The organism is Perspicuibacillus lycopersici (genome assembly GCF_025660475.1).
GTDB lineage: Bacteria > Bacillota > Bacilli > Bacillales > Caldibacillaceae > Perspicuibacillus > Perspicuibacillus lycopersici.
This window is the reverse complement of sequence record NZ_JAOUSF010000001.1, coordinates 528,409-544,969: the sequence shown is the minus strand read 5'-3', so window position 1 is coordinate 544,969 and position 16,561 is coordinate 528,409. Positions and strand designations below refer to the sequence as shown.

Annotated in this window: 19 protein-coding genes; 13 read left to right on the top strand and 6 right to left on the bottom strand. The window is 34.6% G+C overall.

Annotated features, from left to right (window positions below):
• Window positions 1-227: 227 nt before the first annotated feature.
• The 5 genes from OEV98_RS02655 to OEV98_RS02635 all read left to right on the top strand — a co-directional run bounded on the left by OEV98_RS02655 (window position 228) and on the right by OEV98_RS02635 (window position 5,753).
• Window positions 228-1,487: an extracellular solute-binding protein gene (locus OEV98_RS02655; protein ID WP_263071629.1), complete on the top strand. Its 1,260-nt coding sequence runs from the start codon at window positions 228-230 to the stop codon at window positions 1,485-1,487.
• A gap of 87 nt (window positions 1,488-1,574) precedes the next feature.
• On the top strand, window positions 1,575-2,876 hold the full coding sequence (locus OEV98_RS02650; RefSeq protein WP_263071627.1) for a sugar ABC transporter permease: 1,302 nt from the start codon (window positions 1,575-1,577) through the stop codon (window positions 2,874-2,876).
• 2 nt (window positions 2,877-2,878) lie between these two features.
• On the top strand, window positions 2,879-3,730 hold the full coding sequence (locus tag OEV98_RS02645; RefSeq protein ID WP_263071626.1) for a sugar ABC transporter permease: 852 nt from the start codon (window positions 2,879-2,881) through the stop codon (window positions 3,728-3,730).
• Between the two features lie 63 nt (window positions 3,731-3,793).
• Entirely contained in the window at window positions 3,794-4,618 is an 825-nt protein-coding gene (locus OEV98_RS02640; RefSeq protein ID WP_263071625.1) for a DUF1189 family protein, read from the top strand.
• A gap of 97 nt (window positions 4,619-4,715) precedes the next feature.
• The gene (locus tag OEV98_RS02635) at window positions 4,716-5,753 is read left to right on the top strand and encodes a LacI family DNA-binding transcriptional regulator (RefSeq protein ID WP_263071623.1); all 1,038 of its coding nucleotides are present in this window, start codon (window positions 4,716-4,718) and stop codon (window positions 5,751-5,753) included.
• A 381-nt stretch (window positions 5,754-6,134) separates the two neighbouring features.
• Here the strand turns inward: OEV98_RS02635 and OEV98_RS02630 are convergent, their stop codons facing one another.
• The 3 genes from OEV98_RS02630 to OEV98_RS02620 all read right to left on the bottom strand — a co-directional run bounded on the left by OEV98_RS02630 (window position 6,135) and on the right by OEV98_RS02620 (window position 7,849).
• On the bottom strand, window positions 6,135-6,626 hold the full coding sequence (locus tag OEV98_RS02630; protein WP_263071622.1) for a YajQ family cyclic di-GMP-binding protein: 492 nt from the start codon (window positions 6,624-6,626) through the stop codon (window positions 6,135-6,137).
• Window positions 6,627-6,780: 154 nt separating this feature from the next.
• Window positions 6,781-6,912 (bottom strand): DUF3941 domain-containing protein, encoded by a 132-nt coding sequence (locus tag OEV98_RS02625; protein WP_263071620.1) that lies wholly within the window; start codon window positions 6,910-6,912, stop codon window positions 6,781-6,783.
• A gap of 55 nt (window positions 6,913-6,967) precedes the next feature.
• A complete protein-coding gene (locus tag OEV98_RS02620; protein ID WP_263071619.1) occupies window positions 6,968-7,849 on the bottom strand; it encodes a DegV family protein in 882 nt (293 codons plus the stop codon).
• 135 nt (window positions 7,850-7,984) lie between these two features.
• On the opposite strand from OEV98_RS02620, the gene OEV98_RS02615 reads away from it, so the two are divergent.
• Entirely contained in the window at window positions 7,985-8,833 is an 849-nt protein-coding gene (locus tag OEV98_RS02615) for a YitT family protein (protein ID WP_263071617.1), read from the top strand.
• 70 nt (window positions 8,834-8,903) lie between these two features.
• Here OEV98_RS02615 and OEV98_RS02610 read toward each other — a convergent pair whose 3' ends face one another.
• Window positions 8,904-9,041 carry a hypothetical protein gene (locus OEV98_RS02610; RefSeq protein ID WP_263071616.1) on the bottom strand — a complete coding sequence of 46 codons (138 nt, stop codon included), beginning with the start codon at window positions 9,039-9,041 and terminating at the stop codon, window positions 8,904-8,906.
• Between the two features lie 258 nt (window positions 9,042-9,299).
• On the opposite strand from OEV98_RS02610, the gene OEV98_RS02605 reads away from it, so the two are divergent.
• On the top strand, window positions 9,300-10,733 hold the full coding sequence (locus tag OEV98_RS02605) for a carbon starvation CstA family protein (RefSeq protein WP_263071614.1): 1,434 nt from the start codon (window positions 9,300-9,302) through the stop codon (window positions 10,731-10,733).
• 44 nt (window positions 10,734-10,777) lie between these two features.
• Here OEV98_RS02605 and OEV98_RS02600 read toward each other — a convergent pair whose 3' ends face one another.
• Complete coding sequence (locus OEV98_RS02600; protein WP_263071613.1) at window positions 10,778-11,584, bottom strand: Cof-type HAD-IIB family hydrolase; 807 nt, start codon at window positions 11,582-11,584, stop codon at window positions 10,778-10,780.
• Between the two features lie 150 nt (window positions 11,585-11,734).
• Here OEV98_RS02600 and OEV98_RS02595 point away from each other — a divergent pair, with 150 nt between their 5' ends.
• The 3 genes from OEV98_RS02595 (at window position 11,735) to OEV98_RS02585 (ending at window position 13,308) form a co-directional block, all read left to right on the top strand.
• Window positions 11,735-12,505, top strand: a complete 771-nt coding sequence (locus tag OEV98_RS02595) for a prolyl oligopeptidase family serine peptidase (protein ID WP_263071611.1) — start codon at window positions 11,735-11,737, stop codon at window positions 12,503-12,505.
• Window positions 12,506-12,693: 188 nt separating this feature from the next.
• Window positions 12,694-13,005, top strand: coding sequence for a metal-sulfur cluster assembly factor (locus OEV98_RS02590; RefSeq protein WP_263071610.1), 312 nt, complete (start codon window positions 12,694-12,696; stop codon window positions 13,003-13,005).
• A gap of 129 nt (window positions 13,006-13,134) precedes the next feature.
• Entirely contained in the window at window positions 13,135-13,308 is a 174-nt protein-coding gene (locus OEV98_RS02585) for a YjzC family protein (protein ID WP_263071609.1), read from the top strand.
• A gap of 37 nt (window positions 13,309-13,345) precedes the next feature.
• On the opposite strand, the gene OEV98_RS02580 is transcribed toward OEV98_RS02585, so the two are convergent.
• Window positions 13,346-13,531, bottom strand: coding sequence for a YjzD family protein (locus OEV98_RS02580; RefSeq protein WP_263071945.1), 186 nt, complete (start codon window positions 13,529-13,531; stop codon window positions 13,346-13,348).
• A 268-nt stretch (window positions 13,532-13,799) separates the two neighbouring features.
• On the opposite strand from OEV98_RS02580, the gene OEV98_RS02575 reads away from it, so the two are divergent.
• From OEV98_RS02575 to OEV98_RS02565, 3 genes are all read left to right on the top strand, one after another.
• Window positions 13,800-14,522, top strand: coding sequence for a hydrolase (locus OEV98_RS02575; protein ID WP_263071608.1), 723 nt, complete (start codon window positions 13,800-13,802; stop codon window positions 14,520-14,522).
• 35 nt (window positions 14,523-14,557) lie between these two features.
• On the top strand, window positions 14,558-15,328 hold the full coding sequence (locus OEV98_RS02570) for an NAD-dependent epimerase/dehydratase family protein (protein ID WP_263071606.1): 771 nt from the start codon (window positions 14,558-14,560) through the stop codon (window positions 15,326-15,328).
• 268 nt (window positions 15,329-15,596) lie between these two features.
• A complete protein-coding gene (locus OEV98_RS02565; protein WP_263071604.1) occupies window positions 15,597-16,529 on the top strand; it encodes a beta-ketoacyl-ACP synthase III in 933 nt (310 codons plus the stop codon).
• Window positions 16,530-16,561: the final 32 nt, after the last annotated feature.

The following is a 16,561-nucleotide window of genomic DNA, read 5'->3' as shown; positions in this document are numbered from 1 at the left end:
TATAAAAAATGTGAAATGCAAACGTTTGCCAAGTGTTAAACAAAACTTATTTTTTTATAGGAAATTCGATTCATTAAGTTAGTCCTATCACTGTAAAAGTATTCGAAAAGTTGATTACCCAATTTTAAGATATGCTTCATAGTGGTATCGCTTTCATCGGATATAACTGCTTTTATAAGCGTTATATAAATAATAAAAAATGATTTATTCCTAAGGGGGATATAGACATGAAGAAAAATAATTGGAAAAAAGTAGCATTAGGTTTAGCAGCTTCTAGTGCATTATTACTTGCAGCATGTGGTGGCGGTGGAGATAAATCCACTGATAACGGTGACAAAGGTACAAAAACTTTAACCGTTGCAGTTGATGCATCCTATGCAGAATACTTAAATAAAATTATTCCAGCTTTTGAAGAAGAAAATAATGTAGATGTAAAAGTTTCTGAAGTTGATATGTTTGGTAATTTAGAATCATTACCACTTGATGGTCCTGCAGGAATTGCTCCTGATGTAATGGTAGCACCATTTGACCGTGTTGGTAACTTAGGGCAACAAGGACATTTAGCAGAAGTTACTTTACCAGATGACGGACGTTATGACGCAACTGATGAACAACAAGTAACAATCAACGGAAAAATTTACGGTTCTCCATTTGTTATTGAAACATTAGTACTTTACTATAATAAAGATTTGATTGATGCAGCACCTGCAACATTCGCTGATCTTGAAACACTTGCAAAAGATGAAAGATTCGCGTTTGAATCTGAAAAAGGTAAAAACACTGCATTCTTAGCAAACTGGGTAGATTTCTATAGCACTTACGGTTTATTAGCAGGTTATGGTGGTTATGTGTTCGGTGAAAACGGAACAAATCCATCTGATATCGGTTTAGGAACTCCAGAATCTATTGAAGGTATTAAATATGCAACAAAATGGTATCAAGAAACATGGCCACAAGGTATGTTAGATACTACAAGTGCTGGAAGCTTTATTGATACACAATTTACTTCTGGAAAAGCAGCAGCTGTAATTAGCGGTCCATGGAGTGCAGCAAGCTATAAAGAAGCTGGCGTAAACTATGGCGTTTCCACAATCCCAACTCTACCAAATGGTGAAAACTATCAACCGTTTGCTGGAGGAAAAGCATGGGTAATCAGTAATTATGCAAAAGATAAAGAACTTGCAGCAAAATGGTTAGATTATGTAACAAATGCTGAAAATCAACAAACGTTATATGAAATGGTTAACGAAATTCCTGCAAACCAACAAACAAGAGCTACAGTTGCAGCTGGTACTGATGAATTAGCAACGGCAGTTATTAACCAATATAGTTCAGCACAACCAATGCCTAATATTCCTGAAATGGCAGAAGTTTGGACAGGTGCAGCAAACTTAATGTTTGATGCAGCATCTGGTAATAAATCAGCGGAACAATCTGCAGAAGATGCAGTAAAAGTTATTTCTGAAAATATTGAGCAAAAATATTAATCGTTTGTAAATGACAGTAGATCTATCGGCGGAGAATGAACGAAATTCTCTGCCGAAATTTTTTAAAAAAGAGGGAGTGAACTTCCAGTGGAATTAAATAATAACGGTCAAGAACGAATCAAAAAAGCTGCACTGCTCTCTATCATTCCTGGTTTAGGTCAGTTTTATAATAAACAACCTTTTAAAGGGGTTGTCTTCCTTGCTATTTTCTTCGTATTCATCATACAGATGGCAACTTTCGGTATAGAGGCTATGACAGGTTTATTTACCCTAGGTGTCACACCAGGACAAGATCATTCACTATTTATGCTAATTGAAGGTTCTTTGCAATTATTAATACTAGCAATTTTTCTAATTTTATATGCAATTAACATTTATGATGCAAAACGGGTAGCTACATTAGCTTCCATTGGAATTAAAACGAATAAATCATTTATAGATATTATGAAGAATGTCTACCAAAATGGTTTTTCTTATTTACTAGCACTTCCTGCTTATGCAGCGATGATTTTTGCTATTGTATTTCCAGTATTAGTTACAGTTTTAACTGCCTTTACAAACTATGATTTTTATCATATACCACCAGCGAATTTAGTCGATTGGGTAGGGTTTGATACATTTAAAGATATCTTTTTCTTAAGCTCTTACCGTGATTCATTTATGGCTGTTTTATCTTGGACAGTAATTTGGACCTTTGCTGCAACTACATTGCAAATTGTTATCGGTGTATTTACAGCGGTCGTATTAAATCAGAAATTTATTAAAGGCAGAAGATTTTTCGGTATAATTTTCTTACTACCTTGGGCTGTTCCTGCATTCATTACGATTATGAGTTTTTCAAATATGTTTAATGACAGTATCGGGGCAATTAATACCCAAGTAATACCATTATTAAATCATCTTCCATTTATCGATATAGATGCTATTTCCTGGAAGACAGATCCTTTCTGGACGAAAATTGCGATTATTATGATACAAGGTTGGTTGGGCTTCCCGTTCATTTACGTACTAGTTTCCGGAATTTTACAATCCATACCTGAAGATTTGTATGAAGCAGCAAAAATTGACGGTGCAAATGCAATCCAACGCTTTAGAACGATTACAATGCCTGCAATCTTTGCAATTGCAACACCAATTTTCGTAACGCAATATACAGGTAATTTTAATAACTTCTCAATGATTTACTTATTTAATGAAGGTGGTCCGGGAAGTGTAGGAGCTGGAGCAGGTTCTACAGATATCCTTATTTCATGGATTTACAAATTAACAACAGGAACATCTCCGCAATATAATGTTGCCGCAGCTGTTACTATCATGATTTCGATTATTGTTATCGGTATATCATTATTAGTATTTAAGAAAACAAAAGCATTTGAAATGGAGGATTGAGTATGAGCAAATTAATGAAATCCCAAAAATCTTCCCGTGCTGTCAATAAGTTATTCACGTATTTATATTTGCTAATTTTGGCTGTTGTGATTATTTATCCTTTATTAATTACTGCTAGCTCCGCCTTTAAAAAAGGAAATTTAGTAGCATTTGATTTAGACTTGACTGCGGATTGGACATTAAATAATTTCCAAAGATTATTTACAGAAACGTTATATGGTCAATGGTATTTAAATACTATAATTATTGCTCTAGTTGCAATGGTTGTTCAAGTAGCTATTGTTACATTAGCTGGGTATACGTATAGCCGTTACCGCTTTATTGGCCGTAAAAAAACTTTAACATTTTTCTTAATTGTTCAAATGGTACCAACAACTGCAGCATTAACAGCATTTTATGTAATGGCATTGCTTCTTGGTGCACTAGACCAAATTTGGTTTTTAACATTCCTTTACATTGGTGGCGGGATACCGATGAATACATGGTTAATGAAGGGATATTTTGATACAGTACCGATTGATTTAGATGAATCAGCCAAATTAGATGGTGCTGGACATATAAGAATCTTTTGGCAAATTGTGTTACCACTAGTAAAACCAATGATTGCTGTACAAGCACTTTGGGCATTTATGACACCATTTGGTGAATATATGTTAGCAAAATTCTTGCTTCGTACACCAGAACATTATACAGTAGCAATTGGGTTGCAAACATTTATTAGCAATCCGATGGATCAAAAAGTTGCATTATTTGCAGCAGGAGCGATTTTAATCGCATTACCAATCACTATTCTGTTCTTCATGCTTCAAAAACATTTTGTTTCAGGATTAACAGCTGGTGGTACAAAAGGATAAGCTGATAATTCCCTGCAAATATTGCACGGATGGTCAGAACGTGAAAAGGAATGATGAATTGGAATGAAAACAGATATCTTTCCGATCAATTTTTTTAAGAGCTTTTGGTTACCAAAAAACGTGCTAAAGGGTCGTAAAGATTTGAACTGGTTTCAAATCTTTATTGCCGTTTTATTTTTAAATGGATTATTAATGATTCCTGTTTCGCTTCATTTTTCCAAAATGGATGCCTTTCCGATAGAGGGCTCGTTTCCAAATGCATTTGAACTTGTCGATGATTCCGTTTGGTCTCAAATGGAAAATGCTAGTTTTCAAAATGGACAAATGGAGCTCACAGAAGGCTTTTATATGGAGAAGCCAAATGGTGTAGTTGGAGGGAATTTGACCGAAACAGAAGTTGAAGAAGCATTAAAGGCAGATAATGCTATTCTTTTCTTACAAGAGGAAATGGTGATTAAAGAAGGAGATAAGGCGACAAGTAATATTCGCTATACAAAGGATTTTTCTGTCGAGAATGTCTCTAATGTGGAAGAATTTAAACAAGCTATTTCAGAGCAATGGTTTTATCAAAATCAAACATATGTTGTAGGAAGTATGATTTTTGTAGTTTTCATTCTATTATTGGTCAATTTCCTATTTATCGTATTAGGTTCTGCATTTTTCGTTTATTTAACGAGAAAATCATCTTCGATTAAGACATTTAAAGAATCAATTAATTTAGTTTTAAATGCTGCGGGATTGAGTACAGTTATTTCCATGATTGTTGGCTTAATATCTTTTGATATTATTACAATAATCTTAATTCAATCCTTTGGATTAATTTTTATGCTATTAGCCATTTTTCTTTCTTCACGTTTTCAAGATGAACCAATAAATTCGCGTAAATAATTATGTTACTAATTTCACGATTTTTTCTAAATAATCAGAGAAAGTGTTTTTATACTTACCGTGTATGGAAAGTGTTGATTAACAAGGGGTGATTATATTGGCCATTACAATTAAAGATGTGGCAAAAGCTGCAAATGTAGCCCCATCCACTGTATCGAGAGTCATTGCAGATAGTCCGAGAATTAGCGAAGAAACAAAAAAACGTGTCCGTGAAGTGATGGATAAGCTTGGATATCATCCGAATTTCATTGCGAGAAGCTTAGCTAGCCAATCAACTCAAGTAATCGGAATTGTTTTTCCAAGCTCAGGTAATTTGGCTTTTCAAAATCCTTTTTATTCGGAAGTATTGCGTGGAATAAGCGAAGGGGTACATCAAAAGCATTATTCATTACAGCTCACAACAGGTAAAACGGAAGATGAAATTTATGATGATGTTGTAAAAATGGTACAAGGTCGACGTGTCGATGGAATCATTTTGTTATATTCGAAAATGAATGATAAAATTGTCGTTTATCTTAGAAAAAATAAGTTTCCATTTGTGTTAATTGGAAAACCTTATGAATATACAGAGCAAATTACCCATGTAGATAATGATAATATTTCTGCAGCCAAAGAAGGTACTGAATACTTGATTAAGCTGGGACATTCGTGTATTGGATTTATTGGGGGAAATAAAAATTTGATGGTTACAAATGATCGTCTTCAAGGTTATAAGAAGGCATTAATGGAAGCGGGAATTGAGCTAAAAAACGAGTATGTAATCCATGAGAATTTTCTCCTTAAGGGAGGACAAGTAGCTGTTAGAGAGCTTTTATCATTAGATAATCCACCAACGGCATTGCTTGTAGTGGATGACTTGATGTCATTAGGAGTTTTACGTACTACCCATGAATTAGGATTGAATGTTCCGGAGGATATTTCGATTGTTAGCTTCAATAACGCATTGTTTGCCGAATTATCCAACCCTGCACTAACGTCGATAGATATTAATATTCTTAGTTTAGGAATGGAAGCAGTAAAAAACTTGATCGGAATGATTGAAAATCCACAGGAACCAACGAAGCGTATTATTATTCCGCACCAAATTATCGAGCGCTCATCTTGTGGGACGTATGATTTAGATGGAGAATTATAGTTAATTCCATATATAAATTATATAAAAACTATTTTCGTATAGAGTATTGATGTCTGGAAATAACTCGCGAACTGATTACACTCCGTACATCCATTCGGACAAGCAGGAGTGCTAGTGGTTAGTGTCTTGATTTTCCCGCTTGTCTTGCTGCAGTTCGTACGTCGCGAAACTGATGCTTTTTTTCGTGGATTATACGTGTATTAGGTTGCTTAGTAATTTTTCTATTATATCTTAAGAAATACCAACACTCTTAGGAAACATTCTTTTATAATAGATTAGATTTATGATGATTACTTCGCTGCTGATTGTACTCACTTTTGTTATATTAATAAATTTCAAAAAGGACTAATTCATTTGGAAACCAATGAATTAGTCCTTTTTTTAGCGATAATTAACGAATTGTACATCAATTGGTAGGTCGCCATCACGAATGACTGCAATTACTTTTTGTAAGTCATCTTTACTCTTACCAGTCACACGAATTTGATCATCTTGGATTTGGCTTTTCACCTTTAATCCGCTATCTTTGATTAAAGAATTGATTTTCTTTGCATTTTCCTTATCAATCCCTTGGACAAGGGTAGCGCGCTGTCTTACCGTACCGCCAGAAGCGTTTTCTAACTTTCCATAATGCAAATTCTTAATTGGTACATTTCGTTTAATTAGCTTCCCAAGTAAAACATCCTTCAATTGCTCTAATTTAAATTCATCGTCAGATAATAAGACAAGCTCTTCATTATCAAGTTTTACCTCACTTTTGCTTCCCTTGAAATCATATCGTGTTTGGATTTCTTTTAGCGTCATATTAATTGCATTTGTAACCTCTGATAAATCAATTTTTGACACGATATCAAATGAACTATCCTTTGCCATTTACATCCTCCGTTCCTTTTATTACCCATATTATAATAAAATCTAAAAATAGAAACAACAGGCAAGTAAATTGTAGCATGCCTTTGTCAAGTTTTTTTCAAAAAATAAGGCTTTCTAACGTTTTCACGATAGAAAGCCTGGAAATTAAAAAGGATTACAGATGGTCCGTCTTTTTGGAATATTGATGCTTTCCAGCTTGACGATTTTTTTCCCGCATTTCGTTCTTTTTTTCTCTTAATGCTTGATTATCTTTCGGTTTCTTTTCATTATCAGAAGTGCGTGACATGGAATCCATCCCTTTCATTTGTTTTATTCAAAGGAAGAGAGCCTCCATTGTATTATTAGGAAATATCGTATTGGGTATTCGCTTTTTCATTTAAAAAGAATATGGCAATCGTACCAGGTCCAGAATGGGCACCGATAGTGGAACCGACCATATTGATAAGAAAATGCTTACTACCAAATTTTTCCTCGATTGATTGTTTAATTTGCAATGCCGTTTCTTCATCGTCCCCATGACTAATACCGATTAATTGATCTTCTAAATTAACTCCACGTTCCTCCATTAATTCGATAATTCGATTAAATAGCTTTTTACGGCCACGATGTTTTTCCAATGGAATCAATTTACCGTCTTCGACATTTAATAATGGTTTTACATTAAGTAGGCCGCCAACGAAAGCAGATGCGCGGGAAACTCGTCCACCACGACGTAAATATTCAAGATCATCAACTGTGAACAAATGTTCCATATGCTGACAATAATGATTTACTTCATTAATGATTGTTTCCTTTGAAGCACCGTTTTCAGCTAATTTTGCCGCATGAAGGACAACTAGTCCGTGTCCTAAAGAGGCGCATTTGGAATCAATAATTGTTAAGTCAAGCTCTGGGTAATCCTCTAGCACTTGTTCACGTATCATTACAGCGGTTTGATATGTTCCGGATAACTCAGAGGAAAATGCTATGTAAACACTTGGTTGCTTTTGAATTGCTAGCTCGGTAAATTTATCTTTAATTGTGTTAGGAGAAACTTGTGATGTTTTTGGTGCTTTCCCGCTTCGCATCGCATCATAAATAACCTTTGGGTTAATTGCGATTACATCCTCGTATTCCTTGTCATCTAAATGCACTTGTAATGGTAGTAATGTCACGTTGTACTCATTTAAAAAAGTTAACGGTAAGTCACTACCACTGTCTGTCAGTATTTTTACTTTAGACATGTTATCACCACTTTCAAAAAACTTTATCTTTATTAATAGTTTACCATGTTGACTATAACAATAAAACAATCGAAAGGAAAGTATTTAATTAATAAGGGTAATAATATAAAAATGAATGTCAATTTAACGGGAGGAATGCTTGTGGTTTTATCACATATAAAAAAATTACTTGTAGTTATTGTAGGTTCAATCTTATTTGCTGCTTCGATGAACTTATTTTTAATTCCTGCTAATGTTTATTCCAGTGGGTTTTCGGGATTATCGCAATTACTAGCTCGTATTTTTTCCGATTTTTTACATATCGATATTTCGGTTGGAATATTTTTATTCCTACTAAACATACCGGTAACGATACTTGGGTGGGTAAAAATAGGAAAATCCTTTACTTTGTACAGCTTTTTAAGTGTTATTATTACGTCGGTATTTTTAAACATTATTCCAATTTATTCCTTATCACATGATATTTTATTGAATGCAGTTTTTGGAGGGGTTATAGGTGCCATTGGGGTAGGAATGACCTTACGATATGGAGCCTCTACAGGTGGTTTAGATATTATTGCTTTAGTTTTATCAAGGAAAATGGATCAGCCAGTAGGAAAATATACGATGATGCTCAATAGTATTATTATTCTCTCGGCAGGTTACTTATTTGGCTGGGAAAAGGCATTATATACCCTTGTCGTCTTATTTTCTTCCTCTAAAGTAATTGATATTATTCATACTCAGTCACAAAAATTAACGGCGATGATTGTAACAAAAAATACGTCTGATCTAAAGAAGGAAATATTAAAGCAATTAACAAGAGGAGTTACCATTGTTCCAGCACGTGGTGCGTATTCAGAAGAAGGAAAAGAGTTACTAATAACGGTTATAAGTCGATATGAATTGTTTGAATTAAAACGTATAATAAAAGAAATTGATCCGAAAGCATTCACGAATATATTACAAACAGAATCAGTCATTGGTGTATTTAGAAAAAGTTAACGAAAAGGACAGCACATAACAATGGCTGTCCTTTTCTGCTCAATTGTTCGTGAGCGGATGGTGACATCGCCTAAGAAAGCGAGTCGTTATTCATTTTTCTTGCTTCAGCTTCTGCATACGTTAAATGGTAAGGGATTTTCTCAGCGTGCTTTGAAACAGCATCTACACCTTGTTTTACAAAACGTTTCGATTTGCTACTTCTGCCCATTGTTAAATCCCCCCATTTATTTATTTGAACGGAACGATTCACCTCGCCCGTTCATGATTTAGTGTATGCGAATCAAAAAAATAAAAACAAGCAATTTTTTCATGGCCAATAAAGAGATCTTTTCGCATAAATAGTTTAGTGTTTTCCGCGTAAAAGCTATACCTGTTTTAATAATTTTTTCTTGCATGAATGATAATTCCATAATAAAATAATTTTGTGAAAAGGAAAGCGTTTTCAAAAAAGGGGAGGAGAACTTTCATGATTACATTTTTTGTATCAATCGCATTATTAATTGTTGGTTATTTTACGTATGGGAAATTTATTGAAAAAATTTTTAGTCCTACGGATGAAAGAAAAACGCCTGCTTATTCACATCAGGATGGGGTAGATTATGTACCGATGAAAAAGCAAAAAAATGCAATGATTCAGCTATTAAACATTGCAGGAACGGGACCAATTTTTGGACCAATAATGGGGGCATTATTTGGACCAGTAGCATTTTTATGGATTGTTTTAGGTTCCATCTTTGCTGGAGCAGTACATGATTACTTAACAGGAATGATATCCATTCGCAATAAAGGGGCACATATTCCAGAGCTTGCTGGAAGGTTTCTTGGGAATGCTTCAAAGCATGTAGTAAATGCGTTTGCATTACTATTGCTTTTATTAGTCGGTACGGTGTTTGTCACAACACCAGCTTCCTTACTAGCTATTTTAATGGATGGAAAAGTTGCGCTTGGCATTATTATTGGTGTCATCTTCCTTTATTATTTCTTATCCACGATTCTTCCGATTGATAAAATTATCGGTAGATTTTATCCGATTTTTGGTCTCATTTTATTAGTTGGTACTATCGGTGTTGGGATTGGGTTATTGTTCTCGAGTGCAAAAATTCCTGAGTTATCTTTAACTAATATGCATCCAGACAAATTAGCTATTTTTCCTTTATTATTTTTTACGATTACTTGTGGAGCATTGTCAGGATTTCATGCGACACAGTCACCAATTATTTCAAGAACAGTGGAAAAAGAATCCCAAGGCAGATATGTGTTTTATGGGATGATGATTGCGGAAGGGATTATTGCAATGATTTGGGCAGCTGCATCCATGAGTTTATTCCGTGGGGAAGAGCTTAATGCATTAATTAATGCAGGAACGCCGTCTGCAGTCGTAAATGAGGTTTCCATGACATTGTTAGGTGCAATAGGTGGGACGATTGCTGTATTAGGTGCCATTGTATTGCCGATTACTTCAGGGGATACGGCATTCCGAGCAGCCCGTAATATCATTGCGGATTATTTAAACTTAGCACAGAAAAAAATAATGAATCGGTTATTCATTGCAATTCCACTGTTTGTCATATCCATTATTTTAACACGTATTGACTTTAATATACTGTGGAGATATTTCTCCTGGGCGAACCAAGCGACAGCTGTAATTGCGCTTTGGATTGGGACTATGTATTTATTTGTCAAGAAGAAAAATTATATTGTCGCACTAGTTCCAGCTATTTTTATGACATACATGGTTTTTGTTTATATTTTAAATGCACAAATAGGATTTAAATTAGATTTAAATGTCTCCTTTATTATTGGTTTAGTGCTTACCGTCATTTTAACATTTTTCTTCTTTGTAAAAGCGAAGAAAAACAGAACAGCGGAAATCGAAGTAGACCAAAAGATTGCATCGTAAATAATGAGACGAAAGACGCTCAAATAGAGCGTCTTTTTGTTAGGTTATAATAAATGCTTTTTTAAATAAACCGCAATTCCGTCCTCTTCATTAGTTAATGTAATATCTTTCGCAATTTTTTTTACGGAGTCGATACCATTTCCCATTGCTACACCATATTTTGCAAATTGTAGCATTTCTAAATCATTATCTTCATCACCGAAAGCAATAATTCGCTCTTGAGGAATTTGATAATAGTCTGCCACTCGTTTTACACCTACAGCTTTATTTACACCATGCTTCACAATTTCAATCACATGAAAAGGTGCACCCCAGCTTCGATGTTCAACTACTTCTGCATGTGTATTGGAGAGGTATTGGCGAATTTTTTTCACATTATCAGCATCCGACTGAATTAATAGGCTTGTTGGATTGTCTTTTAAATATGTACGCAAATCACCGGTTGTTATATTTGGATCCCCTAAATGAAAAATATCTAGTAATTTTTCATCATGATAGTGAACAAATACATTATCTAATACTTCTGCTACGATATTTCCAATATTATGCGCGAAGCTAGTTTCGATAATCTCATAAACAGTATTTAAATCAAGAGGTTGATGGTATGAACCGAAAGAAGAACTTAAAGGGTGATGTACATATGCTCCATTAAAATTGACAATAGGACTAGTTAAACCTAATTCTTTATAATACATTTCACTTGAGCGATACGGTCTTCCCGTAGATATCATCACAATATGACCTTCTTTTTGCACACGGTCTAATATTGTTTTTGTTTTTTCAGAAATGGTTTTATCATCTTTTAATAGTGTTCCATCTAAGTCAAGGGCAATTAAATGTCTATCCTTCATATATGTAATTCCTTTCCATGCTAATTTTTAGAAGAAATGGATAACTCGTGGTAAACTAAAGATATCGTTAATATTAGTTTAGTATAATAACTTTGTTTTTCAATACATTTCTAAAATTTTCAAGGATTTTGTCTGAATGGAGGATATTTCATGGTCATCATTGATAAAAAAACAGTAGCAGGTATTCCATTATTAGAAGTCGTTCCACAGAAGCTTGTGGAAGAAGCTACACCGACGGTTATTTTCCTACATGGTTTTACAAGTGCAAAGGAACACAATCTTCATTATGCATATTTGCTTGCAGAAAAAAATATTCGAGTGCTGCTTCCAGAAGCAAATTATCATGGGGAGCGAAGTAAAAAAATCTCGATTCACGAGCTTGCAATTCATTTTTGGGAAATTATTCTCCAATCAATTCATGAAATAAACCAATTAAAAGAGGCGTATGTAAAATTAGGTAAAACATTACCAGATAAAATTGGCATTGCCGGTACATCAATGGGTGCCATTACTACACTAGGTGCATTATCCATATACCCATGGATTCGTACTGCTGTTAGTTTGATGGGTAGTCCTGCCTATTATACATTTGCCCAGGATTTGGTTCATAAATTAACTAGTAGTGGGCAAAAGCTACCATTTTCTGAAGAACAGCTGCAAGCAGAATTCGAGAAGTTGTTACCATTTGATTTAAGCCAGCAGCCAGAAAAGCTTGATAAAAGACCATTGCTATTTTGGCATGGAAAAAAAGATCGTACAGTACCTTATTCCTATGCGTATCATTTTTATGAAGAAAACAAAAATCAATATCAGGACACACCTGAAAAGTTCCAGTTTATATTAGATGAAAATGCAGACCATAAAGTTTCAAGAAAGGGTTTATTAGAAGCAACCGCATGGTTTGAGAAATATTTAATTTAATTGGAGAAATGTGGGGTGTGTTCATTCTGCGGGCTACCTATAAATTGCAACAAACGAAAACAGCCTAAAATAAACTAGGTACAACGTCAAAAAATAGACAATAATAGCAGAATAAAGACAGACATTTTATTCAATTTTTTATATGGATTTGATATGATAAAAGAAGATAGGTAAGGAGGTAAAAAATAATGGATGAATCTTTAAAAGAAAATCTTATGGGCGCCCTTGAGCAAGTTATTGACCCTGAATTAGGCATAGATATAGTCAATTTAGGTTTAGTATATGACGTAGATTTAGATGAAAACGGAAAGGCAATTGTCACGATGACATTGACTACAATGGGATGTCCGTTAGGTGGAATCATTTCCGACCAAGTTAGAATTGCACTTTCTGATATTCCAGAAGTAGCAGATACTGAAGTTAATATTGTTTGGAGTCCGCCATGGTCGAAAGATCGAATGAGCCGCTATGCAAAAATTGCCTTAGGAATTCCGGATTGATGAAAAAGAGTGGGGATAGATTCTCCACTTTTTTTTGGTGGAATTTGTCAATTTACATTGTTAATCCCCATTCATGAAAGTCTCCTTTCCGGTGAAACTAAAAATACATTTGAGGAAAGGAGGATGTAAATGGCAAACAATCGACATTTCCACCCAGGTCAAAAAGCACCAAATAATGGGGTATATATTGAAATTGGTGAACAAGGTAGTTCTGTTGTTAATCCAAAGCAAGTAAAATTAGAAGTGGGAGACCGTTTTCCAGAAACATCGAACCATAACAGAATTTGGACATATAAAGGATAGAAAAAAAGCCTCTAAAATTGAGGCTTTTTCCTTTTCGTTAATGCGTTTGTTCGGCATTGTCGTTCGGTAAAATTGTTGGGATAATCAAAACGAAAATAGTGATACCAACGGATAATAATGTTGCAGTAACAAAATCATAAGCTGCACCACTCATGGAGCCTACTACATATGTAAGCATATGTGTTAATAGGAATGTCCATAAAAATGTCCAGAAAACCTTCATCACTTGTTCACCCTCTTGTCAAAATACTCCAAAACATTCGTACTATAACAAAATAATACCATATAAATAAAGTGTAGGAAATAAAAAACTTTGTGAACTTCATGCCTATGCAAAATAACTTTTCCTTTGCTTTTAGGCTTTTATAACAGGAGTTTTCCCCGTTTATGAATATAGTATAATAGGAAGCTTATGTTCAAAGGTCCTTTAAGGAAAGAGAGACCTTTCTGGGAACGGAAAAAATGTTAAAGGGTATAAGAGGGGATTAATTATGGAATACCGAGTATTTAATTTAAACAAGGAACTATCTATAATCCATTACCCTGAGAAACCAAACGGATTTGGTATATTGATCCTTGGAAACGAAGAGCAATTTGTTGATGATAATGGAAGCAGTTGGTTGAGAAATAATAGTCGGAAAAAAATATTAACAAAGTTAATGGAAACCGGATACACCATTTTTTATTCGAATCTTGGTGGAAAACATATGGGTAATGAACAGGCATGCGAGCAAGCAAAAGACCTGTATGAGTATATAAAAAGAACGGAAATATTGAACGATAAAATTCATATTATTGCCGAAGGAATCGGGGCATCCACTGTTCAATCCTTTATAGAAGATAAAGGCGAAAATATCCGTTCGATTCTTTTTATTAATCCAATCTTTTCATTATATTGGATGTATAACATGTTAAAGGATCAACCCTTTTTATATAAAAAATTTCTGGCGGATGTTTCGCAAGCTCATGGGATACCTGATGAACAGGCAGATGAATTTATTCAAAGGGCAAAAAATGAATCCTTTTCATCCCCATGCCCCTTTAAAATCATTCATATTTTAGAGCATGGGATTAGAGATAGTGAATGGATAAAACTGTATAAAAATTTTGTTAATCTTAATTTAGGAAGAATCCATCTCATATTGCCAGAAAAACGATCAGATATTTCCAACTATGCGTTCCGGTTGTTTAAATTAGCTGAACATCCATTGTAGGAAAATGAATGAGTGAATAGTCAGGGGGGATGGTTATGGATCGTTTTCTCATTTTAGGAGCCTATGGATTTTTAGGGTTTGAAATATCATGCGCGGCATTGGAACGTGGCTATATCGTCTATCACTTGGATCGTTCTGACAGCAAGAACGATGCTGTTTTTGAAGAAAAACAGCTGTTAATAGGCAGAAATAGCAATTTTCAGGTGGTAGATGAACAATTGCTTACACAGTTGGAGGAGGAAATTCAAATAGTTATTCCAATCTATGATTGGGCTGGCTATCGGGAAGAACAAAAGGTAGAGATGCAACAGCAAATGTCATCCTTGTTTCATCTTCTAGATCACAAGAACATAAGTTTTTTACTACCAATTCAAGAAAAAGCTAATTTTCTGGATTGGCTGGAAGAGGTAGATTTTTCTGGAAGAAGCTGGCGAATATTTTTTTATCCTCAGCTCTACGGAAAGTGGTTACCGCCTTCCTCCATCCTTTATCAATTATTTAAGGAAAATAGTGAGGAAAATGTATTAGAGGGACAGCGGACAGATGCTTTTGAAATTATTGATGTACAAAAAGCATCAGAAAAAACAATGAATGTATTAGAAACAAAGGATGAGGGATTCTTTTTATTAACAACACAGGATGACGATAAAGTAGGAGAAACGATTCGTACGATTCAAGAAAATTTTGTATCGAAGGTTTCGGAAGAAAGAAAAGAAATAATTTTACTTTACGTAGAAGAGAAAAAGCTTGATTTAATGGAGTGGAATGAACTAAAGGAATTCATCCACTCCACTTCAAAAGATTAATATCGCCAGGAAAGGACAGACTGTGAGAACGTCTGTCTTTTTTTGCTGAAAATCCATATATTTCCTGCTGTTTAATAAGCACATCCCCTAGGGTACACAATACTTTAGCGTAAAAACTACATTTCAGAAAGTTATTTCGAGAATAAATGATTGAAAAAAGTGGCTTTTTAAGTTAAAATTAGTACCAAGTCATAACAATTGATATTAATTTATTTTAGTAGTAATTACCGATAAATGAAAATCAAGATAGAAATTAGGAGTGATGTTAATGAATGCAGGTATCGTTGGGATAGGTAAATATGTACCGGAAAAAATTCTTACTAACCATGATTTAGAAAAAATGATGGATACTTCAGATGAGTGGATCCGAACAATGACAGGCATTGAAGAACGAAGAATTGCATCCGATGATATTGATACATCCCATATGGCCTATTTTGCAGCAAAAAAGGCGATTGAGGATGCCAATATAAATCCTGAGGAAATCGGGTTAATCTTAACTGCCACTGTAACACCTGATCAACCATTTCCTTCCATTTCTTGTATGCTTCAGGAGCAATTAGCTGCAACAAATGCTGCTGCTATGGATATAAGTGCGGCATGTTCAGGATTCATGTATGGAATGGTTACGGCCAAGCAATTTATTGAATCTGGTGTTTATAAATATGTATTAGTAGTTGGCGCAGAGAAATTATCGAAAATTACTAATTGGGAAGATCGTAACACTGCTGTATTATTTGGTGATGGTGCAGGGGCAGTAATAGTAGGACCAGTTTCAGAGGGAAGAGGTATTTTATCCTTTGAACTTGGTGCAGATGGTTCTGGGGGTAAAAATTTATATCAGGATCAATACATTTATATGAATGGTAGAGAGGTATTTAAATTTGCTGTAAGGCAAATGGGAGAATCTGCAGTTAATGTAATTGAAAAAGCAGGAATGACAAAGGAACAGGTTGATTTTCTCATTCCACATCAAGCGAATATTCGGATTATGGAATCAGCAAGACAACGCTTGGAACTACCGGTAGAGAAAATGTCTAATACTATTGGCAAATACGGAAATACTTCCGCAGCATCAATTCCAATTTCTATCGTTGATGAGGTAGCATCTGGTAAAATAAAAGATGATGATACAGTTGTCATGGTAGGTTTTGGCGGTGGCTTAACATGGGGTGCGATATTGCTAAAATGGGGGAAATAAAGACAATCAAACCTCACTCGTTAGAAATGAAC

Bases quoted from the DNA above. Each gene is read 5' to 3' on its own strand.
- OEV98_RS02655 (WP_263071629.1), top strand. From the start codon at position 228: ATGAAGAAAAATAATTGGAAAAAAGTAGCATTAGGTTTAGCAGCTTCT.
- OEV98_RS02645 (WP_263071626.1), top strand. From the start codon at position 2,879: ATGAGCAAATTAATGAAATCCCAAAAATCTTCCCGTGCTGTCAATAAG.
- OEV98_RS02640 (WP_263071625.1), top strand. From the start codon at position 3,794: ATGAAAACAGATATCTTTCCGATCAATTTTTTTAAGAGCTTTTGGTTA.
- OEV98_RS02630 (WP_263071622.1), bottom strand. From the start codon at position 6,626: ATGGCAAAGGATAGTTCATTTGATATCGTGTCAAAAATTGATTTATCA.
- OEV98_RS02625 (WP_263071620.1), bottom strand. From the start codon at position 6,912: ATGTCACGCACTTCTGATAATGAAAAGAAACCGAAAGATAATCAAGCA.
- OEV98_RS02620 (WP_263071619.1), bottom strand. From the start codon at position 7,849: ATGTCTAAAGTAAAAATACTGACAGACAGTGGTAGTGACTTACCGTTA.
- OEV98_RS02615 (WP_263071617.1), top strand. From the start codon at position 7,985: ATGCTTGTGGTTTTATCACATATAAAAAAATTACTTGTAGTTATTGTA.
- OEV98_RS02610 (WP_263071616.1), bottom strand. From the start codon at position 9,041: ATGGGCAGAAGTAGCAAATCGAAACGTTTTGTAAAACAAGGTGTAGAT.
- OEV98_RS02605 (WP_263071614.1), top strand. From the start codon at position 9,300: ATGATTACATTTTTTGTATCAATCGCATTATTAATTGTTGGTTATTTT.
- OEV98_RS02600 (WP_263071613.1), bottom strand. From the start codon at position 11,584: ATGAAGGATAGACATTTAATTGCCCTTGACTTAGATGGAACACTATTA.
- OEV98_RS02595 (WP_263071611.1), top strand. From the start codon at position 11,735: ATGGTCATCATTGATAAAAAAACAGTAGCAGGTATTCCATTATTAGAA.
- OEV98_RS02590 (WP_263071610.1), top strand. From the start codon at position 12,694: ATGGATGAATCTTTAAAAGAAAATCTTATGGGCGCCCTTGAGCAAGTT.
- OEV98_RS02585 (WP_263071609.1), top strand. From the start codon at position 13,135: ATGGCAAACAATCGACATTTCCACCCAGGTCAAAAAGCACCAAATAAT.
- OEV98_RS02580 (WP_263071945.1), bottom strand. From the start codon at position 13,531: ATGAAGGTTTTCTGGACATTTTTATGGACATTCCTATTAACACATATG.
- OEV98_RS02575 (WP_263071608.1), top strand. From the start codon at position 13,800: ATGGAATACCGAGTATTTAATTTAAACAAGGAACTATCTATAATCCAT.
- OEV98_RS02570 (WP_263071606.1), top strand. From the start codon at position 14,558: ATGGATCGTTTTCTCATTTTAGGAGCCTATGGATTTTTAGGGTTTGAA.
- OEV98_RS02565 (WP_263071604.1), top strand. From the start codon at position 15,597: ATGAATGCAGGTATCGTTGGGATAGGTAAATATGTACCGGAAAAAATT.